This is a genomic window from Prevotella sp. TF12-30 (assembly GCF_003436715.1).
GTDB classification, from domain to species: domain Bacteria; phylum Bacteroidota; class Bacteroidia; order Bacteroidales; family Bacteroidaceae; genus Prevotella; species Prevotella copri_A.
The window spans coordinates 16270-39469 of sequence record NZ_QSQJ01000027.1; the positions used below are offsets into that span (position 1 = coordinate 16270).

Here is a 23200-nt window from a genome sequence, read left to right on the forward strand (position 1 = left end):
TCTGATTTTTTTCTAAAACTTTTTGCTCTGATTTTTCTTTTTATAATAATGTATCATCAGAAAAACGGTGCAAAAGTACGAGTTTTTTCCGAGATGGCAAACGAAATCACTGTTTTTTTTCCTGCCGAGCGTTAAAATCATCGAATATTTCCCCCTTTCGGAAATAAAGCAGTAACTTTGCAGGCTGATATGAAGAAATCAAGAGATAATTATACATTCCTGACCCATGCACCGGTGCATCGGGTGATTTTTACGATGGCGATTCCTACCATTATCAGCATGTTATCGACGAGTATGTACAACCTCGCCGACACCTACTTCGTGGGCAGCATCAATACCCAGAGCGTGGCTGCGGTAGGCGTTTCCTTCGCCATGATGTCAGTAATCCAGGCCGTTGGTTTCCTCTATGGTCATGGCTCCGGCAACTATATTTCCCGAATGCTGGGAGCCAAGGAGGTGGAGAAGGCGAAGAAGATGGCATCCACGGGCTTCGTGCTGAGTTTCCTGACGGGACTTCTCATCGCCATTCTTGGACAACTTTTCCTTACACCACTGTGCATTCTTCTGGGTTCCACCCCCACCATCCAGCCCTACGCCGAGCGCTATCTCGGCATCATCCTGCTGGGTGCTCCCTTCATGACAACCTCTCTGACACTCAACAACCAGATGCGCTTCCAGGGCAATGCGATGTATGCAATGAAGGGAATCATGTCGGGAGTGCTCCTCAATCTCATCCTTGCCCCACTGCTCATCCTTTATTTTGCCATGGGCATCACGGGTGCCGCCATCGCCACCCTCACCAGCCAGTGCTTCGGCTGCGCCATGCTCTTCTGGATGACGCACAAGGGAGAAAACATCCGCATCCATCTTCGCAACTTCACTCCATCCAGGGCCTACTTCAAGGAGATTATCTTTGGCGGCACACCTTCCTTATCAAGACAAGGCTTGGGAAGCATCGCCACACTGATGCTGAACGTGGCTGCCGGAGCCTACGGAGATGCAGCCATTGCGGGTATGAGTATCGTGACGAGAATCTCGTTCTTCACCTATGCCGTGGTCATCGGACTGGGTCAGGGGTTCCAGCCGCTCTGCGGTTTCTGTTATGGAGCCAAGTTGTACGAGCGTGTGAAGGAGGCATTCTTTTTCTGCATCAAATGCGGCACGGTATTTCTGGCGGTTTGTGCCGTTTTCGGCTTCCTTTTCTCCGAGCCTATCATCGAACTCTTCCGTGATGATGCCAGCGTGGTAGCAGTGGGTTCTGTTGCCCTGAAGTGGCAGGTAATCAGCTTTCCTCTGATTGCTACCATCGTGCTGACGAATATGTTGACTCAGACCATCCGCAAGCCTGTACGTGCGAATATCGTGGCTGCAGCACGTAGCGGTTTGTTCTTCATTCCGCTCATTTTCATCCTCCCTCATTTCTTCGGATTACTGGGCGTGGAGATGTGTCAGGCGTGGGCAGATATCTGCTCCTTCCTCGTGGCGGTACCGATAGCCTGGAGTGCATTCAGGGATATGAAATTGCAGCAACGCTAAAAAAATCACAAAAAACAAGAACGAATTCTTTGCAGTTCAAGAAATTAATCGTATCTTTGCAGTCGAATTTTATTGATACATGAAGAAAATGAGTAAAGATACACTAACTCATCAGCTGACAGAGACTATCGACGAGCTTTCAAGCGCCGAATCGCTGAAGGGTCTCTTCCATCAGCATAGAGACGGGAATCCACTTCCTTCGGGCAAGGCGCTCGAAGACATCATCAATCTGTCTCGATCCATCCTCTTCCCGGGATATTTCGGAAACTCATCCGTGAATATCTCTACCATCAAATACCATATCGGAGTAAGAGTTGAGAAACTCTACGAGATGCTCGCAGAACAGATTCTCGCCGGACTCTGCTTCGCCAACGACTGCGAATCGGAAACCCAGGCAGAACTGCAGCACCAGCGTGCCAAGGCAGGCGTCATCGCCGCCAAAGCCATCATGGAATTTCCCAAGCTCCGCAAGATTCTCGCCACCGACGTAGAGGCAGCCTACAACGGCGACCCGGCGGCAATGAGCCACGGAGAAATCATCTCCTGCTATCCCGTGATCAAGGCTTTAACCAACTATCGTATAGCTCATGTTCTGCACAAGCTCGGCGTGCCCCTCATCCCAAGAATGATGACGGAGCTGGCACACTCGGAGACGGGTATCGATATCAATCCGGAGGCTACCATCGGCCACCACTTCACCATCGACCATGGCACGGGTGTGGTTATCGGTGCCACCTGCATCATCGGCAACAACGTGAAGCTCTATCAGGGTGTTACCCTCGGAGCCAAGAGTTTCCCACTGGATAAGGACGGCAATCCTATCAAGGGAATCCCTCGCCACCCTATCCTGGAAGACGACGTCATCGTATATGCCAACGCCACCATCCTGGGCAGAATCACCATCGGAGAAGGCTGCATCGTGGGCGCCAACGTATGGGTGACCAAGGACATGAAGCCGAAAACAAAGAAATATAGAAAAGAAAAACAAAGTTTATTAGATATAGAATTCAATAATGGAACAGGAATTTGAACTCATTGCCAAGACCTTTATGGGTCTGGAGCCAGTCTTGGCTGAGGAGCTCACCCAACTGGGTGCTAACAATGTACAAATAGGTCGCCGCATGGTATCTTTCACTGGCGACAAGGAAATGATGTATCGTGCTAACTTCCAGTTACACACAGCCATCCGCATCTTGAAACCTATCAAGCACTTCAAGGCTCGTTCTGCCGAAGAGGTGTACGACGAGGTTCAGAAGATCAAGTGGGATGACATCTTAGACGTGAAGAAGACTTTCTCGGTAGATTCAGTAGTCTATTCTGAGGAGTTCCGCAACTCACGCTTCGTGACTTACAAGGTAAAGGATGCCATCGTGGACTGGTTCCGCGAGAAGCAGGGCACACGTCCTAACATCAGCGTGTCTAACCCAGACATCCGCCTCAACATCCATATCGCAGAGGATAACGCTACACTGAGTCTCGACTCAAGCGGTGAGAGTCTGCACCGCCGTGGCTACCGTCAGGAGCAGGTAGAGGCACCTCTGAACGAGGTTCTCGCTGCAGGTATGATCCTGATGACCGGCTGGAAGGGCGAATGCGACTTCATCGACCCAATGTGCGGTTCGGGAACCATCGCCATCGAGGCTGCCCTCATCGCCCGCAACATCTCTCCAGGTGTATTCCGCAAGGAGTTTGCCTTCGAGAAATGGAACGATTTCGACCAGGATCTCTTCGATATGATCTATAACGACGACTCTCAGGAGCGCGAGTTCGAGCACCACATCTACGGATATGATGTAGATATGAAGGCGGTGAACACTGCCAACCTCAACGTGCGTGCAGCCGGACTGAGCAAGGATATCACCATTGCCCAGCAGGATTTCAAGGACTTCACACAGCCTGCCGAGAAGAGCATCATCGTGATGAACCCTCCATACGGCGAGCGTATCTCTACTCCTAACCTGCTGAACACCTACAAGATGATTGGCGAGCGATTCAAGCGTGCCTTCGCAGGCAACGAGGCTTGGGTACTGAGCTACCGCGAGGAGTGCTTCGAGCAGATTGGACTGAAGCCATCTATCAAGATTCCGGTATATAACGGAAGTCTGGAGTGCGAGTTCCGCAAGTATGTGATGTTCGACGGCAAGATGAAGGAGTTCCGCTCTGAGGGCGGTATCGTGAAGACAGAGCGCGAGAAGAGCGAGATGGCGCAGAAGCACCGTTTCAAGAAGGAACGCGAGTTCAAGAAGCGTGTGAGCGAGGAGACTGAGAACGAGGAGGCAGATATCCGCAGCTTCCAGTTCCACAGCCATCGCCTGGAGGACTTCGAGAAGCGCCGCAATGAGATTCGCCGTGGCGGACGTCCACGTGTGGGTGCCGGAAGACGCGACGATGATGATGACCGCAAGGGCAGCCGCAGCTTCGGAGGCAAGCGCGGAGGCGATCGTAACGACCGTAACAACAAGCGCGGTGGTTTCAAGGGAGACCGTAATGACAAGCGCGGTGGTTTCAAGGGAGACCGCAGAGGTGGCCAGAACTTCGGAGGAAAGCGTGGCAGCAAGCCTAGCTTCGACACCGACTTTGATGACGAGGATTAAGATTTTCTAGCAATGCGGTGAAACGCCGTATTGCTAAGAATTCTAGCAATGCTGCGAAACGCTGCGTCGCTAAAGATAAAATCCTAGTTATCAGATAGATAAACCACATAACACCACAAAACATGGTGTTATGTGTTACAAAAAACAAGAAAAAAAATGATGAATCTGAAGAATTCAATTTATAAATTATCTTTTGCAGCTATGATTTCCATGATGGCAATGAATGCAACCGAGATACAGGCTCAGGGCGTGGTTCCTGCGCAGAAAGGCGAGAAAGCCTTCACACTGGAAGACCTGAACTTCGGTGGCAACAACTACCGCAACATGGTGGCAAAGAACCGCTGGTGCACCTGGTGGGGAAATGAACTTATCCATCAGGACATCGAGGCATGCTATCTCGTAAACAAGACTACCGGAAAGGAGACAAAACTCTTCGGTATCAACGATATCAACCAGTGGATTGCTCCTACCAAGGACATCAAGGTAAGAGCCCTCTACAACGCTCAGTTCCCTTTCGCAGGAAAGAGCATCGTGATGGTAAGCAACGGCAGCAAGACCTACACCATCGACTTCAAGAAGCATAAGCTGCTGAGCGAGATGGAGTTTGAAGATGGCGAGAACCTCCTCGAAGCTAACGCACAGCAGAATGCATTCGCCTATCTGAAGGGCAGCAACCTCTATGTGCGCACCTTCGACGTAACCAACAATGCCATGACAAGAGAGAAGAAGTCTCACGATTTCCAGATCTCTACAGACGGCAGCCGCTCTATCGTGTATGGTCAGAGTGTTCACCGCGATGAGTTCGGCATCAGCAAGGGAACCTTCTGGAGCCCTAACGGCGAACTGCTCGCCTTCTACCGCATGGACCAGAGCATGGTGACGGATTATCCGCAGGTGGATATCCCGGAGATTGATTACTTCAATCATCCTGAGACAGAGACCTGCTGCGCCAAGCCTGCACCAGACAAGTATCCGATGACGGGCGAAACATCGCACAAGGTTACCGTGGGCGTATTCGACTGCATGACAGGCAAGACTGTCTATCTGAAGGCAGGCGACCCTACAGACCGCTACTTCACCAACATCGCATGGAGTCCGGACAGCAAGACCATCTACATGTTTGAGTTGAACCGCGACCAGAACGACTGTCGCCTTACTGCCTACAGTGCAGAGACCGGCGAGAAGACCGGCGAGCTCTATCGCGAGACCGATGAGAAATACGTGGAGCCTTGCCACCCTATCCAGTTCCTTCCTTGGGACAGCAACAGCTTTATCATGCAGAGCCGCAAGGATGGGTACAACCACCTCTATCTCTGCACCCTGGGCAAGCACGGCAGCCGCATGGCGAGCAACACGGAATCGCTCGAAATCAAGCAGTTGACATCGGGTAAATGGGAAGTGATGGAAGTGCTCGGCTTCAACGCCAAGCGCAAGAGCATCATCATCGCATCCAACGAATGCTCTCCTATCCAGCGAAACATCTTCACCGTAGATACCAAGACCGGCAAGCGCACCATGATGGACGATTGCGGCAAGGGCTGGCACAACGCTACCCTGAGCGGGAACGGACAGTTTATCTATGACAACTACTCTACTCCTACCGTGCCTCGCAAGATTGCCATCGTAAACACCGAGAACGGCAAGCGCACCGCTTACTTCACAGCCAAGAACCCATGGAAGGGCTACAACGTGCCTGAATACAGCTGCGGTTCGATCAAGGCTGACGACGGCGAGACCGACCTCTACTGGAGAATGGTGAAGCCGGTGAACTTCGACCCTAACAAGAAGTATCCTACCATTATATATGTATATGGTGGACCTCACGCCCACAACGTGGATGTCCGCTGGAACTACTCTAGCCGTGGCTGGGAAACCTACATGGCAGAGAAGGGCTATCTGCTCTTCATCCTCGACAACCGTGGTAGCGAGAACCGTGGCAAGGCTTTCGAGCAGGCTACCTTCCGCCAGCTGGGTCAGGTAGAGATGAAGGACCAGATGAAGGGTGTAGAGTACCTGAAGACCCTGCCTTACGTAGATGCCGACAAGATTGGTGTTCACGGATGGAGCTTCGGTGGATTCATGACCATCTCGCTGATGACCAACTATCCTGACGTATTCAAGGTAGGCGTAGCAGGCGGTCCGGTAATCGACTGGCACTGGTACGAGGTGATGTATGGCGAGCGCTATATGGATACCCCACAGACCAACCCAGAAGGTTACAAGAAGACATCCCTGCTCTATCAGGCTAAGAACCTGAAGGGTAAGCTACAGATTATCCAGGGCTTGAACGATGTGACCGTAGTGCCACAGCACTGCCTCACCTTCCTGAAGGCTTGTATCGCAGCAGGTACCCAGCCAGATTTCTTCGTATATCCAGGTGAGCCTCACAACATGAGAGGTCATCAGAGCACTCACCTGCACGAAAGAATCAGCAACTACTTCTTCGACTACCTGAAGTAAAAAGAATATTATTTAATGTATAAGAGACTCTATCCGAAAGAAAACCAACCTTCGGAACAAAAAGATGATTAACAAGATAAGAAAAGTAATTTTATTAATTACCGCTATACTCTTTGCCTGCCACCTGCAAGTGGCAGGTAAAGAGTTTTTTGTTTCTGAACAGAGCATCCCCGACTTTAAATTCATCTTCGATAAGCTATCTCAGAACCGCATCACCTATAATCGTTACAACGACAGCATCTTCAGTATCCACAACCACGACGAATGGATAAGATTCTTTATGACTAGAAGCCAGAAGAACCATAAGATCTATAACGAGAACGAGAAGCTACTGAATAGCATTGCAGATTATTTCGAAACCGATATGACAGATACTACGAAGGAAAACATTTTGCCGGATGCAGCCTACGACAGTCTGAATGTACATTTCTTTCGTAACTACGCCTATGCCCTCACGGATCCCTTCATCACCAACAGGGTTACCGACATTCTGATCAGAAACTTCAAGAACCGGCAAGACCAGAACTACTATTGTCTGAGAGCCATGAGCTGGAAGGGGGCATCCTATTACCAGATATGGAAGCTGAATAGAGACAACGAGACTTTGAAAAAAGCATACGATTGCATCGCATACGTAGCCGACAGTGCACACTGCCATACGCCCGAAGAACTGGGTCTGTACGGCTATGCCCTACAGAATCTGTGCCTATCCGAATGGACACTCCACCATATCCAACCCCTGAAAAAACTGCAGGAAAGATATGAAAAGCTGGAAGTACTGGCTAGAAATCATACGGCAGACCAACTGGAAGTACCCGAAACGAGAAGGCAGCTATGGATTAACCGCATCAAAGACAGAGACTTGGAGATAGTAAGAGGTATCTATCTCACCAATCCGGAACTGATAGAAAAGAAAGAAGGAGACGATTTGGTAAAACGGGTGATAAAACAATATCCGGATACCGTAGGACTCAGCATCTCATCGAAGCTCAATCTCATCGTCATGAAGCTAAGAATTGGAGAAATCCAGACAAGAACAGCCTTGAAAGAAGCCAGGGAAATATACGAAAAGTCGATCAAACCCCTTACCCGACAAAAAGTTCTGGGAGTAGGTGCCTTCAATTCGCTGATGAATCATTATACCAACCTGGCATTCATCGTAGATACCGCCAGAGTTTCAGCCAAGTACAAAAAGGAGTGCGTAAGGATGTTTTGTGAAGACATTATCAGGATGTTCAGACATCGCAAAGACCAGCAGAACTCCACACAGTATAACCAGACACTGGAACATGTGAGCACCTATCCCCGACTCATCAAATACCTGAGCGATGAAGAAAGAATAGGATTCGTGATGGAACTGAACGTAGCAACCCAGGTTACCACCTACGCCCACTCTACCCACGTGGCACGACTTGCAGAAGCCATGATGAAAGCCATCATCAGGCACCGGCGGGAACTGCTGGTAGGAAAACTGGGCATCAACAGCAAATGGCAGGTAAGGCTTCATCAGCGACAGCTTATCACCTTCATCACCCGTGCTGCACTCTGTCACGACATTGGCAAGAACAGTATCGTAAGCGTGGTGAACAACGACTATCGGCAGCTGAGCGATGAGGAGCGCAGAATCATCAGAATGCATCCACGAATGGGACTGAAATACCTGAAGATATCGCAGAAGCTGAAATACTACCACGATACCACGCTGGGACATCATAAATGGTACAACGGCAAGGGAGGCTATCCAAGCGACTTCGACAACACCAAGTCGCCTTTCCGCTTCATGATAGACATCATAACCCTGTGCGACTGTATGCAGGCTGCCACCGAGCGAGTAGGCAGAAACTACAAGCAGGAAAAGAGCTTCGAAAAAGTGATGGAAGAGCTGAGAGAAGGCGCAGGAACCCGATACAATCCCGACCTGGTGAAGCTGATAGATGACATACCGGAACTCTACAATGAACTGGAGAGGATAGCCATCTACGGATGGCCAGATATCTATTATGAAATCTATAAGAACTATATGCGATAAAGATTTTAAGCTTTTTGCTTGTATAGTTCGCTGAAATTTAGTAATTTTGCAGCAAATTAGAAATTTGGATGCAAAAAGGAGAAAATATCTATCCTGATTGTAAAAGAAGGAGATAATCAATATCCTCTGATTGTAACATATTATAGAAGAATTATTAAACGTAACTACGATGAAAATATTATTGTTAGGAGGCGGTGGCCGCGAGCACGCCTTAGCTTGGAAAATCGCTCAGAGCGAGAAGTGTGAGAAACTCTTTATCGCTCCTGGTAATGCCGGTACTCAGAATGTCGGCGAGAATGTGAATATCAAGGCTGACGACTTCGAGGCGCTCAAGAACTTCGCTGTTGAGAACGGTGTTGATATGGTGGTAGTTGGTCCAGAAGACCCGCTGGTAAAGGGTGTCTATGATGACTTCAAGGCAGACCCTCGCACCCAGAACATCCCTGTGATTGGTCCATCAAAGGCTGGTGCCGTATTGGAAGGAAGCAAGGACTTCGCCAAGCAGTTTATGAAGCGCCACAACATTCCGACAGCTCAGTATGAGACTTTCGACGGCGAGCACGTAGAAGAAGGCTTGAAGTTCCTGGAGACTCTGAAGGCTCCATACGTGTTGAAGGCTGACGGTTTGTGCGCCGGCAAGGGTGTTCTCATCCTCCCTACCCTGGAAGAGGCAAAGAAGGAGTTCAAGGAGATGCTCGGCGGTATGTTCGGCAACGCTTCTGCACGCGTAGTTATCGAGGAATTCCTCAGCGGTATCGAGTGCTCCGTATTCGTATTGACCGATGGCAAGAACTACAAGATCCTGCCTGAGGCTAAGGACTACAAGCGCATCGGCGAGCACGATACCGGTCTGAACACCGGCGGTATGGGTAGCGTTACCCCTGTGCCTTTCGCAACCAAGGAGTGGATGCAGAAGGTGGATGAGCGCATCATCCGTCCTACCGTAGAGGGTCTGGCAGAGGAGAACATCGACTACAAGGGCTTCATCTTCTTCGGTTTGATCAATGTAGAGGGCGAGCCAATGGTTATCGAGTACAACTGCCGTATGGGTGACCCAGAGACTGAGAGCGTGATGCTCCGCCTGAAGAGCGACATCGTTGATCTCTTCGAGGGTGTAGCTGCCGGCGATCTTGACAAGCGCAGCATCGAGTTTGATGAGCGTGCTGCAGTCTGCGTGATGCTCGTAAGCGGTGGTTATCCAGAGGCTTACAAGAAGGGTTATCCTATCCAGGGTATCGATGAAGTGGAAGGTTCTGTAGTTTTCCACTCAGGTACAGCCATGAAGGATGGAAAGGTTGTAACCAATGGCGGCCGTGTAATCTGCGTAAGCAGCTACGGCAAGGATAAGGAAGAGGCTCTGAAGAAGAGCTTTGCCGAGGCACAGAAGATCCAGTTCACAGACAAGTACTTCCGCTCTGATATCGGACAGGATCTTTAATCCATAGGCTCCAGACGCCCTGAAAGGGCAGAAGCTCCCAGACATTGTATTGGCTGCCTACGCCCTGAAAGGGCAGAAGCTCCTAGCCCAGGGCAACGCCCTGGGTTATGATTCAAGGGAGAATGTCGCCCTGAAAGGGCAAAAGCTTCATCATTTTTCAAAAAATTAGATGTTAAGAAAGAAAACTTTTCAAAATAAAGTGGCGGCTAGCCGCTACGCTCTACCTGTAACAGCAACCCTTGCCGCCTTGGTATGGGTTGCTGTAGGTTTTTTAGTAGCTAACATTTGGGTGCAGTTCGCCTTCACCATTCTCTCTACCCTGCTGATGGTGGAGCTCAACAACCATAATTCCCTGATGCGAACCTACAGCCGAATGGTGTCCTGCAGTTTCCTGGTGTTCATCACCATGACCTCTCTGCCTGCACCTTCCTTCAAGGCAAGCATCGTGACGATGTGCTCCATCGCCTTCTACCTCATCATCTGGAACAGTTACCAGGACAAGAGGGCGGCAGGATGGACCTTCTATGCCTTCTTCTGCGTAGGACTCGCCTCACTGGTGTTCATCCAGGTGGGATATTTCCTGCCCTTCCTGTGGCTGATGATGATGGTATTCACCAATTCCTTCAGCATCCGAAACTTCTTTGCATCTATCATCGGTCTCATCATGCCGTATTGGTTCTCAGCGGGTTACTTCGCCTACACCAATAACATCAATGGACTGATCAATCATTTTGCGGAATTCATCAACTATCATGATCTGTTCGATTATTCGCAGGTTACCGACCACGAGGTGGTGAATCTCCTGTTCCTCATCATCCTGAGCACATTGGGCAGCATACACTTCCTGCATACCTCTTATGCAGATAAGATCCGTACCCGAATGATCTACAATTCATTCATTCTGATCAACTATGTGAGTCTTGCCTTCATCATCCTGCAGCCTCAGCATATCAAGGAGTTGGGCAGCATCATGATTGTAAATACGGCACCACTCACCGCTCACTTCATCACCTACACTAAGGGAAAGCTGGCGAACATCGTCTTTATCTCGGCGCTGGTCATCATGGTATTGATATTGCTATACAATATCTTCATTCCGGAAACGGTATTGCTGCAGGCTATTCAGGGATAAGATTGATTCTGGGATAAGAGTTATTCAGAGATAGACTTGATGCAGCGAAACGCTGCATCAAGAATATTAAACAAATAATATTCAATGGGTTACATAATAGACTTTTTAATCAACTGGGGGTATTGGGGCATGCTTGTTTCCGCCTTTCTTGCCGGCAGTTTCTTTCCTTTCAGCAGCGAGGTAGTGATGTCGGGCTTGCAGGCAGCAGGTTTGGATCCCATCCCTCTGGTGATATATGGCAGCATAGGAAATGTATTGGGATCGCTGTTCAACTATGGTGTGGGCAGACTGGGCAAGATGGAATGGATAGAGAAATATCTGCACGTAAAGAAGGAGAAACTGGATCAGGCAGAAAGATTCATGGCTGATAGAGGTGCCTGGATGGGCTTCTTCGCCTTCATCCCTATATTGGGAAGCGCCATCACCATCGTGCTAGGTCTGACAAGAGCCAATATCATCATCTCTACCATCAGCATCACCATCGGAAAAGTGCTGAGATATATCCTATTGGTTTATGGTCTCAGCTTCATTGTATAAACATATAAGCAGATTTATAACATAAGCAGATTTTTAATATATGAAGAGATTTCTATACCTTATTATATTATGTGTTATTCTTGCCGGATGCAAGGGTACACCTCAGAAACAGACAGATTCGGGAAAGGCTTCAAGCACAGAGAAGCCTGCGGTTACGGTTACAGTTACAGTTACGATTTCCCCCTACAAGTATTTCGTAGATCAAATTGCCAAAGGCAAGGTGGATGTCAACGTGATGGTATCGAATGGCAACAACCCGGAGACTTACGAACCATACGCCCAGCAGATGATGGAACTTTCGAAGAGTGCCCTCTATCTGAAAGTGGGCAGCATCGGTTTTGAGCAGACCTGGATGAAGAAGTTGCAGGACAACGCTCCAGATATGAAAGTGATAGATACTTCCGTGGGCATCAAGCCTGCCAAGACTCCGGGTGGCAACATCGACCCGCACGTATGGATGAGTTGCAGCAACGCCCGCATCATAGCCAGCAACATCCTCAAGGCGCTCTGCGAACTGGAGCCGAAGAACAAGGCTTTCTTCGAGAAGAACTATCAGTCGCTGCTCAGCATCATCGACAAGAGAGACAGCACCATCAAGGAGAGCTTCAAAAAGGATCCAGACCTGGTACGCAAGTTTGTGATCTATCACCCTATCCTCACCTACTTTGCCCGTGATTACCAGCTGGAGCAGCTTGCCATAGAGGAAGAAGGCAGGGAGCCTAGTGCCGCCCAGCTGAAGAGCCTCATAGAGAGAGCCAGAAAAGAAAAGATCAAGTTCTGCCTGATACAAGCAGAATTTGCCAACCGCAACACCACAACCTTCATCAAGGAGAGCCACACCAAGGCAATGAATATCAATCCATTGCAGGGCGACTGGAACTGGGCGATGCAGGAAGCTGCACTGGCTGTGCAAGGCAAAGAGATAGTGGTTGGGAAGTAAGCCCGCCAATATTTTATAAAAAGTATAAAGAACAATAACTAATCATAAAGTTCAATGTTCAAAACTCAAAGTTCAAAGTTGGACGTTCAAAGTTCAAAGTTAATCGAAATCGAGCACCTTTCTGCCGGATATGACGGCAAGCAGGTGCTCAGCAACGTAAATCTCACCGTATATCAAGACGATTATCTTGGCATCATCGGCCCAAACGGTGGTGGCAAGACTACCCTCATGCGCCTCATTCTGGGACTGATGAAACCTACGGAAGGAACCATCAGATACTTCCGAAAAGTAAAAGATGAGAGCGGGGAAACGGTTCTTGATGAAAACGGCGAAGCAAAAGTTGAGGAAGTAAAGGAGATTTCGATGGGCTATCTCCCACAATACAACCAGCTCGACAAGCAGTTTCCCATCTCCGTATATGAGGTAGTACTTGCCGGACTCAGCAAGACCAAAGGTCTCTTTTCGCGATACACCCAGGCTCAGCACCAGCAGGTGCTCGATACCCTGGAGCGCATGCAGCTGACGGAATTCAAAGACCGACACATCGCTGCCCTCAGCGGCGGTCAGCTTCAGCGAGTGCTCCTCGCCCGTGCCATCGTATCCAAACCCGATGTCGTGATTCTCGATGAGCCTAACACCTACATCGACCGCCGATTCCAAAAGCAGATGTACGAGATGCTGGAGCAGATCAACAAGGAGTGCGCCATCATCATCGTCAGTCACGATGTAGCCGAAGTGCTCAATAACGTGAAGCATATCGCCTGCGTAAACCAGCACCTGCATTATCACGATACGGCAGATATGCCAAGAGAAAAGCTGGAAGAGCATTTCCTGAATGTATAAATACATACCGCTATTACATTTTACCCCCTTTTTATTACGTCCCGACGCAGGAATTCCTACGTCGGGACGTAATATTTCATACGTAGCGACGTAATAAATATCCCATCCTAATGCTTATTTTTCTACAACATCACCTATTTAAATTTAATATAACCTAAAAAAGAGAAGCAATCCTACGCTATCTCTTTACTTTTTAGTATCTTTGCAACGTTTTATACACATTATATAAATAGGAAACATAGAAATATAATACATTAAAGTTTAAACAATAATGAAACAGTACAGATTAGTGGACAATATCTTCGGATGGGTCGCATTCATCATTGCGGCATTCGTATATTGCTCCACAATTGAACCGACAGCCAGCTTCTGGGACTGTCCTGAGTTTATTACAACTGCCTACAAGCAGGAGATCGGTCACCCACCTGGGGCACCATTCTTCATGCTCATGGGCAATTTCTTCACACATTTCGCCAGTGATACCACGCAGGTAGCCAAGATGGTGAATACGATGAGCGCACTCCTCAGTGCCGTCTGCATCATGTTCCTCTTCTGGACCATCACCCATCTGGCACGCAAGCTCATCATCGGCGACTGGAAGGAGATGACCACCAGCAAGCTGATTGCCATCGAGGCATCAGGTATGGTGGGCGCACTCATCTACACCTTCAGCGATACCTTCTGGTTCTCTGCTGTAGAGGGTGAGGTTTACGCCTTCTCTTCTGCCTTCACCGCTGTGGTATTCTGGCTGATCCTGAAGTGGGAAGACCATGCCGACGAACCTCATAGCGACCGATGGCTCGTGCTCATCGCCTATATGACAGGTCTGAGTATCGGTGTGCACCTGCTCAACCTGCTCTGCATCCCAGCCATCGTACTGGTATATTACTACAAGAAGGTGCCTCATGCCAACCTGAAGGGTTCGCTCATGGCGCTCTTCCTCTCATTCCTGGTGGTAGTAGCCGTACTTTATGGTGTGGTTCCAGGCATCATCACCGTAGGCGGATGGTTTGAGCTGTTCTTCGTCAACACGCTCGGCTGCCCATTCAATACCGGTGAAATCGTATATATCATCTGCCTCGTAGCCTCTGTCATCTGGGGTATCTACGAGACCTACAATGCATCAGAGAAGAACGAGAAGAAGCAGAACATCGCCTTCGTTCTCGGTTTCGGCATGCTCGGCATCCCATTCTTCGGATATGGATGGAGCGCTGTCATCACCGGCATCATCATCCTGGCTATCCTCTGGTTTGTACTCAACTACAAGCGCAAGAAGGAAGTAGTAACCGGCGTTGACCAGGCTACAGGCATCGAGAAGAAGAAGATGCAGCTGCTGCCTCTCATCTCTGCACGCATCAAGAACACGGCATTGCTCTGCATGCTGATGCTGATGATCGGTTACTCAAGCTATGCGCTCATCGTAATCCGTTCATCTGCCAACCCTCCTATGGACCAGAACTCTCCTGAGGATATCTTCACCCTGGGCAGTTATCTGAGCCGCGACCAGTATGGCGATACTCCATTGCTCTATGGTCAGGCTTACACTTCTCAGGTGGCTCTCGAAGCTGACGGCAATATGTGCAAGCCTGTGACGAAGGAAGGTGCACCTGTTTATCAGCGCAAGGAGAAGGCTTCTGCCGATGAGAAGGACTCTTACTTCGTAGTAAGCCATAAGAACAAGTATGTATATGCACAGAATATGCTCTTCCCACGTATGCACAGTTCGGCTCATGCCCAGGCATACGAAGACTGGATGGGTGGCGTAGAGGGTAACGAGGTGCCTTACGACCGTTGTGGCGAGAACATGATGGTGAAGGTTCCTACACAGATGGAGAATATCCGTTTCTTCCTCTCCTATCAGTGCAACTTCATGTACTGGCGCTACTTCATGTGGAACTTTGCCGGACGTCAGAACGATATCCAGGGCAACGGTGAGCCTGAGCACGGTAACTGGATTACCGGTTTCTCATTCATCGACGACGCTCTCTATGGCGACCAGAGCAAAATGCCAGACGACCTGAAGGCAAACAAGGGACACAACGTGTTCTACTGCATGCCGCTGATTCTCGGTCTCATCGGTCTCTTCTGGCAGGCTTGGTACACCCGCAAGCGCAAGATCATCAAGAACGGCGTGGAGACAGAGGAGGTTCTCCCTGTAGGTATCCAGCAGTTCTGGGTGGTATTCTTCCTGTTCTTCATGACAGGTCTTGCCATCGTGCTCTATCTGAACCAGACTCCTATGCAGCCACGTGAGCGTGACTATGCTTACGCCGGTTCATTCTATGCATACGCTATCTGGTGCGGTCTTGGCGTTCTCGCCATCATCGACCTTCTGAAGCAGAAGATGAAGCTCAGCGGTACTGCCGTAACAGCTATCGTGGCTGTGGTAACCCTGCTCGTTCCTATCCAGATGGCATCACAGACCTGGGATGATCACGACCGTTCAGGACGTTACACCTGCCGCGACTTCGGTCAGAACTATCTGATGTCGCTTCAGGAGAAGGGCAACCCTATCATCTTCACCAATGGTGATAACGATACCTTCCCACTCTGGTACAACCAGGAGGTAGAAGGCGTAGGTACAGATGCCCGCGTATGTAACCTGAGCTATCTGCAGACCGACTGGTATATCGACCAGATGATGCGTCCTGCATACAACTCACCATCCGTGCCAATCACCTGGCCACGTCTCGACTTCTGTTCGGGTACCAACGAGTATGTTTCTGTCCAGCCAGAGGCTAAGCAGCAGATTCTCGACTTCTATAAGCAGGATCCAGTGAATGCCAAGAAGCAGTTTGGTGATGAGCCTTTCGAGCTCAAGAACATCCTGAAGTACTGGGTACGCAGCAAGAACTCAGACATGCACTTCATCCCTACAGACACCGTCTATGTAACAATCGACAAGGAGGCTGTGAAGAAGAGCGGCATGATGATGGCTTCTGATACCATCCCAGACAAGATGGTGATTTCACTCGCAGGCAAGAATGCTCTCTACAAGGGCGACCTGATGATGCTCGAAATGCTGTCACAGTGCAACTGGACACGTCCTATCTACGTGGCTCTTACCGTGGGACAGGAGAACTATATGAACCTTGGCGACAACTTCGTACAGGAGGGTCTTGCCAACCGTATCACTCCATTCACCACCAACAAGCCAGGTGCGAAGAACTTCGATGCAGAGAAGACCTATCACAACATCATGACCCGATTCAAGTTCGGTAACCTGAAGCAGAAGGGACTCTATATCGACGAGACTACCATGCGTATGTGCTATACCCACCGTCGCCTGCTCGCCCAGACAGCCCTCCAGCTCATCGCCGACGGCAAGAACCAGAAGGCTATCAACATCCTGAAGAAGGCTGATGTGGAGATTCCGGCATACAATGTCACCCTCGATTACATGAGCGGTGGTCTGGATATGGCTCGCGGCTGGCTGCTCACCGGTCAGAAGGCAAAGGGTAAGGAATATGTAGAGGCTATCTGGAAGAATGCTCACCAGTATCTCGACTATTACCTCTCATTGAGCAACGACCGCTTCCTGCAGAGCCAGAACGACTGCATCCGTCAGATCATGATTATGCAGAGCATCTGCGATGTGGCAGGTATGGTAAGCCCTCAGTTGCAGAAGAGTTATGAGAAGCAGCTCAATGCCCTCTATACACTCTATCGCGGCAGAGGCGGCAGCATGCCACAGGGCAATCAGTAAAATAAAGAATATCAAGGAAGACCTGGCGTTTTTGCTAGGTCTCCCTTTTTGTATCATCCCCTAATCAAGTTATTCCTATGTTCATAGAGCAACCAGCCAAATGGCTCAGATGGTTATATCCGAAGGCAATATGGAGAATGGACAAGAACGACCATTCGGTGTATCTCACATTCGATGATGGTCCGATTCCCGAATCCACCCCATTCATCCTGGAAACCTTGAGAAAGTACAACATCAAGGCTACCTTCTTCATGGTGGGCGAAAACGTATTGCGCAACCACGATCTCTACAACCAGATTGTAGCAGAGGGGCATCAGATAGGTAACCATACCTTCAATCATATCGGTGCCTTCAAGCATCGTGTCATCTCCTACGTGCTCAACACCAACAAGGCGAATGACATCATCCATGCCCATCTCTTCCGTCCACCTCACGGCTGGATGCGACAGAGCGAGTACTGGTGGCTGCACCGCACCTACAAGGTAATCATGTGGGATGTGGTGACCCGAGATTACTCCAAGTGGATGACGGCAGAAGACGTGGTAAATAATGTGAAGAAGTATGCCCGCAACGGCAGCATCATCACCTTCCACGACTCGCTGAAGAGCATCGACAAGCTGAAGACGGCGCTTCCACAATCCATAGAGTGGCTGATGGAACAGGGATATGAATTTAAGATTTTTGATTAAATCATCTTTGATTAAAACATTTTGATTAAATCATTTTTGATTAAAACATTCAAAAGACAATGAGCAAGAGAATCAATAGTTATCAGGCTGTAGCCTCTTTCGTAAGAGGATTCTTCGAGGCATACGCACGCGGCATCATGGATGCTGCGGTTGGCGGCGATGACTTCCAGAAGAAGAACGACCCCAAAGAGGTGAAGCAGATGATGCTGGAACACTATGGAGAAGTGAACCAGTACTTCTTCGACATCATGTTCTCTACCCTCGTACGACTCAACTACAAGAGTGCTGAAGAGGCTAATGAGCGCATGCAGAAGAATTTTGAGAGCATGAAGAAGACCGATCCTACCTTCGAGCCAACCATGCTCGACTATCTGCGCATCGCCTGCAAATCGAACCAGCTGTACAAGGCAATGGAAGCTGAATACAAGCGCAACTTCACCTGGCTCCTGCAGGGTAAGTTTACAAGCATAGAGGAGCACGTACGAGATTATACCCACGGTGTACTCATCAGCCTTGCCGACGAACCGATGGCTATCCATCTGCTGGTGCGCATCATCGTGAAAGCATACGCTGCCGGACTGAAATGTGGCAGCAAGGAAGGCACCCAGCAGCAGCTACACATGCCTACCCTGCACGGTATGCTGCTGAACAATGTGAACATCCTCCTGAACGAGGCTCCGCTGAAGGGCGATTCTGAAGATCCTGTCGCTCTCTTCAAGGAGGCGTGCAAGAACCAGGAGGAAAACATCAATGTACTGTTCAATACATTGAATGATGCCATGAAGGAGCTGGCTGAGCAATAAGTTTTCCATCAGATCGAGCCGGAACTTTTATAAACGAGAACGACTTCCAACGCTTATAAGCATTGCTGCCTATAATCGTTGGAAGTCGTTTTTTATATAAATACAATATCTTATATATATACAATATCTTATATATAATGCAGTATCTTACTGCATATCATATACTACCTGCATGAGCTTCTTTCCAAGCTCATCAGCCTGCTCCATAGTAGAAGCCTCGCTATATACGCGGATGATTGGCTCGGTGTTACTCTTGCGGAGGTGAACCCACTTGTCAGGGAAGTCGAGTTTCACGCCATCGATATCAGTAACAGTTACATCCTTCTCCTTGCCATAAATCTCCTTTACCTTCACCAGGATAGCATCTACATCGGTAGAAGCGGTCAGGTCGATGCGGTTCTTGGCGATGAAGTAGTTAGGGAAGCTGGCACGAAGCTCGCTTACCTTGCAACCCTTATGAGCCAGACTGCTCAGGAAGAGAGCAATACCTACGAGGGCGTCACGACCATAGTGGCTCTCTGGATAGATAACTCCACCATTGCCTTCGCCACCAATCACTGCATGAACATCCTTCATCTTGGTAGTTACATTCACCTCGCCTACAGCTGAAGCACAATATGAGCCACCATGCTTCTCGGTTACATCGCGGAGAGCACGGGTAGAAGAAAGGTTGCTGACAGTATTCCCTGGAGTCTTGCTCAATACATAATCAGCTACACTTACCAGGGTATATTCCTCGCCAAACATCTTACCATCCTCACAGATGAAAGCCAGACGGTCAACATCCGGGTCAACAACGATACCCATATCGTAGCCACCCTTCTTCAACTCATCCATAATACCACCGAGGTTCTTCTCCAATGGCTCTGGGTTGTGAGCAAAATCACCGGTAGGCTCAGCATTCAGGAATGTATATTCTACGCCGAGTGCATCGAGCAACTCTGGGAGAATAACACCACCTACAGAGTTGATGGAATCTACACAAACCTTGAAATGAGCGTTCTTGATAGCCTCAACATCCACGAGCTTCAATGCAAGCACTGAGTCGATATGGCGCTTGTTAAAGGTATCATCTTCTGTATATTTACCGAGAGCATCTACATCAGCATACTCGAAGTCTTCCTTCTCAGCAATGCTCAATACCTCGCTACCATTGGCAGCAGTCAGGAACTCACCCTTCTCGTTGAGAAGCTTGAGAGCATTCCACTGGCGTGGGTTATGAGAAGCTGTGATGATGATACCACCGGCAGCACCACTCATGGTTACAGCCAACTCTGTAGTAGGAGTAGTAGCCAGGCCGATGTTCAATACATCGTAACCCATACCCATCAAAGTTCCACAAACTACATTCTTTACCATCTCGCCTGAGATACGTGCATCACGGCCAACCACGATGGTGTTGCTCTTAGAAGCACCGCTACGACGGATGAATGTAGCGTAAGCAGATGTAAACTTGACGATGTCGAGCGGATTCAAAGTATCGCCCGCTGGACCGCCGATGGTTCCACGGATACCAGAAATAGACTTAATCAGTGTCATAATAATATCTTTTTAAAATGAAATTATCTTATCTGCCTCTCTGCAAGGTTAAATCATAGAGGCAGGCATATACGCTTCCTGATGCCGATGTAGTACCATAGGTATGAGGAACTACCAGACGAACGTGAGCTATTCTCTCGCCCTCGGCATTACCACGACCAATCTTTACCCAACTGAAAGGAACCAGCCAGCCGCTAGGTACTGTTCCGCTATAACCGCCGGAGTAGTTTTTGTTGTAAGTGGCTGCCATCAAGCTGCTATTCACATCAAAAGTACCGGTGAAAGTGCCGGAATTATTGGTCACGGTCATCTTATCAGTATAGAAAGAATACTGCTTCAGATTATTGCTCAACTGCAAAGATTTGAGACTCATCTCTGCTGCGGTATTCAGATTGTATTCAGAGAAACGAACGAGCACATCGGTAGTCTCGCCCATCTTGATATAGTCGCCACAACCCATTTCCAATACCTGCATATAGATACCGTTACTGTTGAAGAGCACATACTCGTTGTTGTTCTTGGAAGTATCAGTAAGAACCACGCTGTTGTCCTTCTGCTTCTTCTCCCAACGACTCTTGAATTCCTCTTCTGAAATGACCTTCACGTTTTCATGACGCAAGAAAGAACTGATAGAGTCCAACTCGCGGTCACGCAAATCCTTATATGTCTCAGTATCGTTACATGCAGCAAACGAGAAAAGTGCTGCTATAGCCATGATGGCAAACAAAAATTTCTTCATTCCTTTTACTAAATTCTAATTTATTGGGCAAAGGTACAAAAAAGAAAAGACAACACCGAGAAGTATAGGATGATTTTATTATTATTTATCACTTATTATCATCCTAATGCCTCTTTCGGGGTTGTTTTTCCTTATTTTTCTGTTTTTTCAGGCGCAAAAGCCTCCTTATCTCAGCAAATCGGCAAAGGCAAGAATTGCCTTCTGGGCAATCTTCTCTGCCTCCTCGATACTGCAAAGCAGCTTACCGCCTGATGCGTTGCGATGTCCGCCACCATTGAAGAACTGCTCCGCCATCTTATTGCATGGGAAATCATCCACAGAACGGAGACTCACCAATACGCGGTTATCCACGTCGGTATCCTCTCGGAGCGAGATGGAGAGCTTGTGACCTCTGATGGTAAGAGGCACGTTCACCAATCCTTCCAGATCGCCCTTGATGAAATCATACTCCTTCATCTCCTTGCGGGTTACGGTATAGTAACTGGCATGGAGCGACTCGATGACCTGCAGCTTCTCGTTCATCAGATGACCGCGGAAGCGGACTGCTGAAACACGGGCATTGTTGAAGACGTTGCGATAAATCTTATCCTTGTCGATACCCTTGGTAAGCAGCTGGCAGATGATGTAGTAGATGTCCGGATTGGTAGAGTTATAGGTGAATCCACCCGTATCAGTCATCATACCGCAATATACGCAGGTAGCCCAGGTCTTATCCAACTCTGGGAAACCACCCAACTGCCATATCACACGGAACACCAGTTCGCTGGCGCTGCTGGCATGAGGCTGCGAAATCATCAGTTTAGCCTCCAGGTTAGGAGCCAGATGATGGTCGATGACAACACGCTGTGCCTTGCAGCCCGCAAGCACATGATCCATCTCATCCAGTCTGCCTGTGCTGCCGAAATCCACGCAGCATACCAGATCAGCCTCATCAAAAGCCTGCTGCACCTTGTCGGGATACTTGTCGTATCTCACGATATCATCACTACCAGGCAACCAGGAAAGGGCATCCGGTATCATATCAGGCACACAGATGACAGGTTTCTTACCAAGAGAGCGCAAAAAATAAGCCCATCCCAAAGATGAGCCAATAGCATCGCCATCAGGTGACTTGTGGGCACAGATGACAATATGCTGAGAAGCCGCTATCGTCTCTCGGAGAATAGCGGCTTCCTTTTCGTTTAAAATATCTAATTGAATATCCATCTAATAGAATTAGAAGAGCTTGTTAGGATATACACCCTCGTCAATGAGACCCTGGATTCTATCTACTACACTCTGACGGTCGGCTGCATAAGTTACACCAAACCACTTGCTGGTGGTATCGAGTACCTTAACGGTAGATGTACCCTCGTTGATGAGCTTGTTGACCATCAATGGGATAAAGAACTCAGCCTTCTTGTTCTCCATGTTCTTAGGATCGCTCAGGAACTCCTTGAAGTAAGCCTCGCTGTGAGCGAAGTAATCTGGAGTAAAGCCCCATACGTTCATAGATACAGGAGTGTTGTCGCCTACAGCAACCCACTTGCCTTCCTCGTCCTTGTAAGAAACCTCACCGTTGATACGCATGATCTCGGTGCGCTCTACACAAGTTGTCAGGTTCTCGTTCTCATCCTTAGAGCAGATACCACGAGCTACTGTACCGTTCTCGCTCAAGGTGTTGCCTACGCGGAAACCTACCATAGCATACTTGTTGGTGCTACCCTCTGGAAGCTCAGAGAGGAACTTGCCGATAACCATGAAGCAGTCACGGTTGTAGAAGTCATCGCAGTTGATTACGCAGAAAGGCTCCTTGATAACGTCCTTTGCCATCAACACTGCGTGGTTGGTACCCCATGGCTTCTCGCGACCCTCAGGTACGCTGAATCCTTCAGGGAGTGCATCCAAAGACTGGAAGCAAAGCTCTGCCGGGATATGGCCCTCGTACTTAGAGAGGATTTTCTCGCGGAACTGATCCTCGAAATCCTTGCGGATAACGAAAACGATCTTACCAAAACCAGCCTGAATAGCATCGTAGATACTGTAGTCCATAATAGTCTCACCATTAGGGCCCAGACCATCGAGCTGTTTCAAACCACCATAACGGCTACCCATACCAGCAGCCAAAAGCAATAATGTAGGTTTCATAATCTATATTTTTATTTAATAGTTGATATTTACGTTTAATCACCTGCAAAAGTAATAAAAAAAATGCACCTGGCAGCATCTTTTCCTA

General features: G+C 48.7%; 17 protein-coding genes. 13 read left to right on the forward strand and 4 right to left on the reverse strand.

The window, feature by feature from the left end:
* Positions 1-189 precede the first annotated feature (189 nt).
* The 13 genes from DXD25_RS10685 to DXD25_RS10745 all read left to right on the forward strand — a co-directional run bounded on the left by DXD25_RS10685 (position 190) and on the right by DXD25_RS10745 (position 18707).
* The gene (locus DXD25_RS10685) at positions 190-1536 is read left to right on the forward strand and encodes an MATE family efflux transporter (protein WP_117663504.1); all 1347 of its coding nucleotides are present in this window, start codon (positions 190-192) and stop codon (positions 1534-1536) included.
* An 88-nt stretch (positions 1537-1624) separates the two neighbouring features.
* Positions 1625-2566, forward strand: coding sequence for a serine O-acetyltransferase (locus DXD25_RS10690; protein ID WP_089544906.1), 942 nt, complete (start codon positions 1625-1627; stop codon positions 2564-2566).
* A complete protein-coding gene (locus DXD25_RS10695; RefSeq protein WP_117663489.1) occupies positions 2550-4130 on the forward strand; it encodes a class I SAM-dependent RNA methyltransferase in 1581 nt (526 codons plus the stop codon). Before DXD25_RS10690 ends, DXD25_RS10695 begins: the two co-directional genes overlap by 17 nt.
* A 213-nt stretch (positions 4131-4343) precedes the next feature.
* Entirely contained in the window at positions 4344-6590 is a 2247-nt protein-coding gene (locus DXD25_RS10700) for a DPP IV N-terminal domain-containing protein (protein WP_233522282.1), read from the forward strand.
* 64 nt (positions 6591-6654) lie between these two features.
* Positions 6655-8619, forward strand: a complete 1965-nt coding sequence (locus DXD25_RS10705; protein ID WP_117663490.1) for an HD-GYP domain-containing protein — start codon at positions 6655-6657, stop codon at positions 8617-8619.
* Between the two features lie 169 nt (positions 8620-8788).
* Positions 8789-10057, forward strand: a complete 1269-nt coding sequence (gene purD / locus DXD25_RS10710; RefSeq protein ID WP_117663491.1) for a phosphoribosylamine--glycine ligase — start codon at positions 8789-8791, stop codon at positions 10055-10057.
* Between the two features lie 169 nt (positions 10058-10226).
* Entirely contained in the window at positions 10227-11189 is a 963-nt protein-coding gene (locus DXD25_RS10715; protein ID WP_117663492.1) for a hypothetical protein, read from the forward strand.
* Positions 11190-11273: 84 nt separating this feature from the next.
* On the forward strand, positions 11274-11726 hold the full coding sequence (locus DXD25_RS10720; protein WP_089544912.1) for a YqaA family protein: 453 nt from the start codon (positions 11274-11276) through the stop codon (positions 11724-11726).
* 40 nt (positions 11727-11766) lie between these two features.
* Positions 11767-12666: a metal ABC transporter solute-binding protein, Zn/Mn family gene (locus DXD25_RS10725; RefSeq protein ID WP_117663493.1), complete on the forward strand. Its 900-nt coding sequence runs from the start codon at positions 11767-11769 to the stop codon at positions 12664-12666.
* Positions 12667-12720: 54 nt separating this feature from the next.
* Positions 12721-13509, forward strand: coding sequence for a metal ABC transporter ATP-binding protein (locus DXD25_RS10730; RefSeq protein ID WP_117663494.1), 789 nt, complete (start codon positions 12721-12723; stop codon positions 13507-13509).
* A 271-nt stretch (positions 13510-13780) separates the two neighbouring features.
* Positions 13781-17215 carry a DUF2723 domain-containing protein gene (locus tag DXD25_RS10735; RefSeq protein WP_117663495.1) on the forward strand — a complete coding sequence of 1145 codons (3435 nt, stop codon included), beginning with the start codon at positions 13781-13783 and terminating at the stop codon, positions 17213-17215.
* Positions 17216-17292: 77 nt separating this feature from the next.
* Entirely contained in the window at positions 17293-17904 is a 612-nt protein-coding gene (locus tag DXD25_RS10740; RefSeq protein ID WP_089544915.1) for a polysaccharide deacetylase family protein, read from the forward strand.
* A 59-nt stretch (positions 17905-17963) separates the two neighbouring features.
* Positions 17964-18707 carry a hypothetical protein gene (locus tag DXD25_RS10745; protein WP_117663496.1) on the forward strand — a complete coding sequence of 248 codons (744 nt, stop codon included), beginning with the start codon at positions 17964-17966 and terminating at the stop codon, positions 18705-18707.
* Positions 18708-18854: 147 nt separating this feature from the next.
* Here DXD25_RS10745 and glmM read toward each other — a convergent pair whose 3' ends face one another.
* From glmM to DXD25_RS10765, 4 genes are all read right to left on the reverse strand, one after another.
* Positions 18855-20246, reverse strand: a complete 1392-nt coding sequence (gene glmM, locus DXD25_RS10750; RefSeq protein WP_117663497.1) for a phosphoglucosamine mutase — start codon at positions 20244-20246, stop codon at positions 18855-18857.
* A 28-nt stretch (positions 20247-20274) separates the two neighbouring features.
* The gene (locus DXD25_RS10755) at positions 20275-20985 is read right to left on the reverse strand and encodes a DUF4827 domain-containing protein (protein ID WP_117663498.1); all 711 of its coding nucleotides are present in this window, start codon (positions 20983-20985) and stop codon (positions 20275-20277) included.
* A gap of 165 nt (positions 20986-21150) precedes the next feature.
* Positions 21151-22185: a bifunctional oligoribonuclease/PAP phosphatase NrnA gene (locus tag DXD25_RS10760; protein ID WP_117663506.1), complete on the reverse strand. Its 1035-nt coding sequence runs from the start codon at positions 22183-22185 to the stop codon at positions 21151-21153.
* Between the two features lie 15 nt (positions 22186-22200).
* Positions 22201-23112 (reverse strand): nucleotidyltransferase, encoded by a 912-nt coding sequence (locus DXD25_RS10765; protein WP_117663499.1) that lies wholly within the window; start codon positions 23110-23112, stop codon positions 22201-22203.
* Positions 23113-23200: the final 88 nt, after the last annotated feature.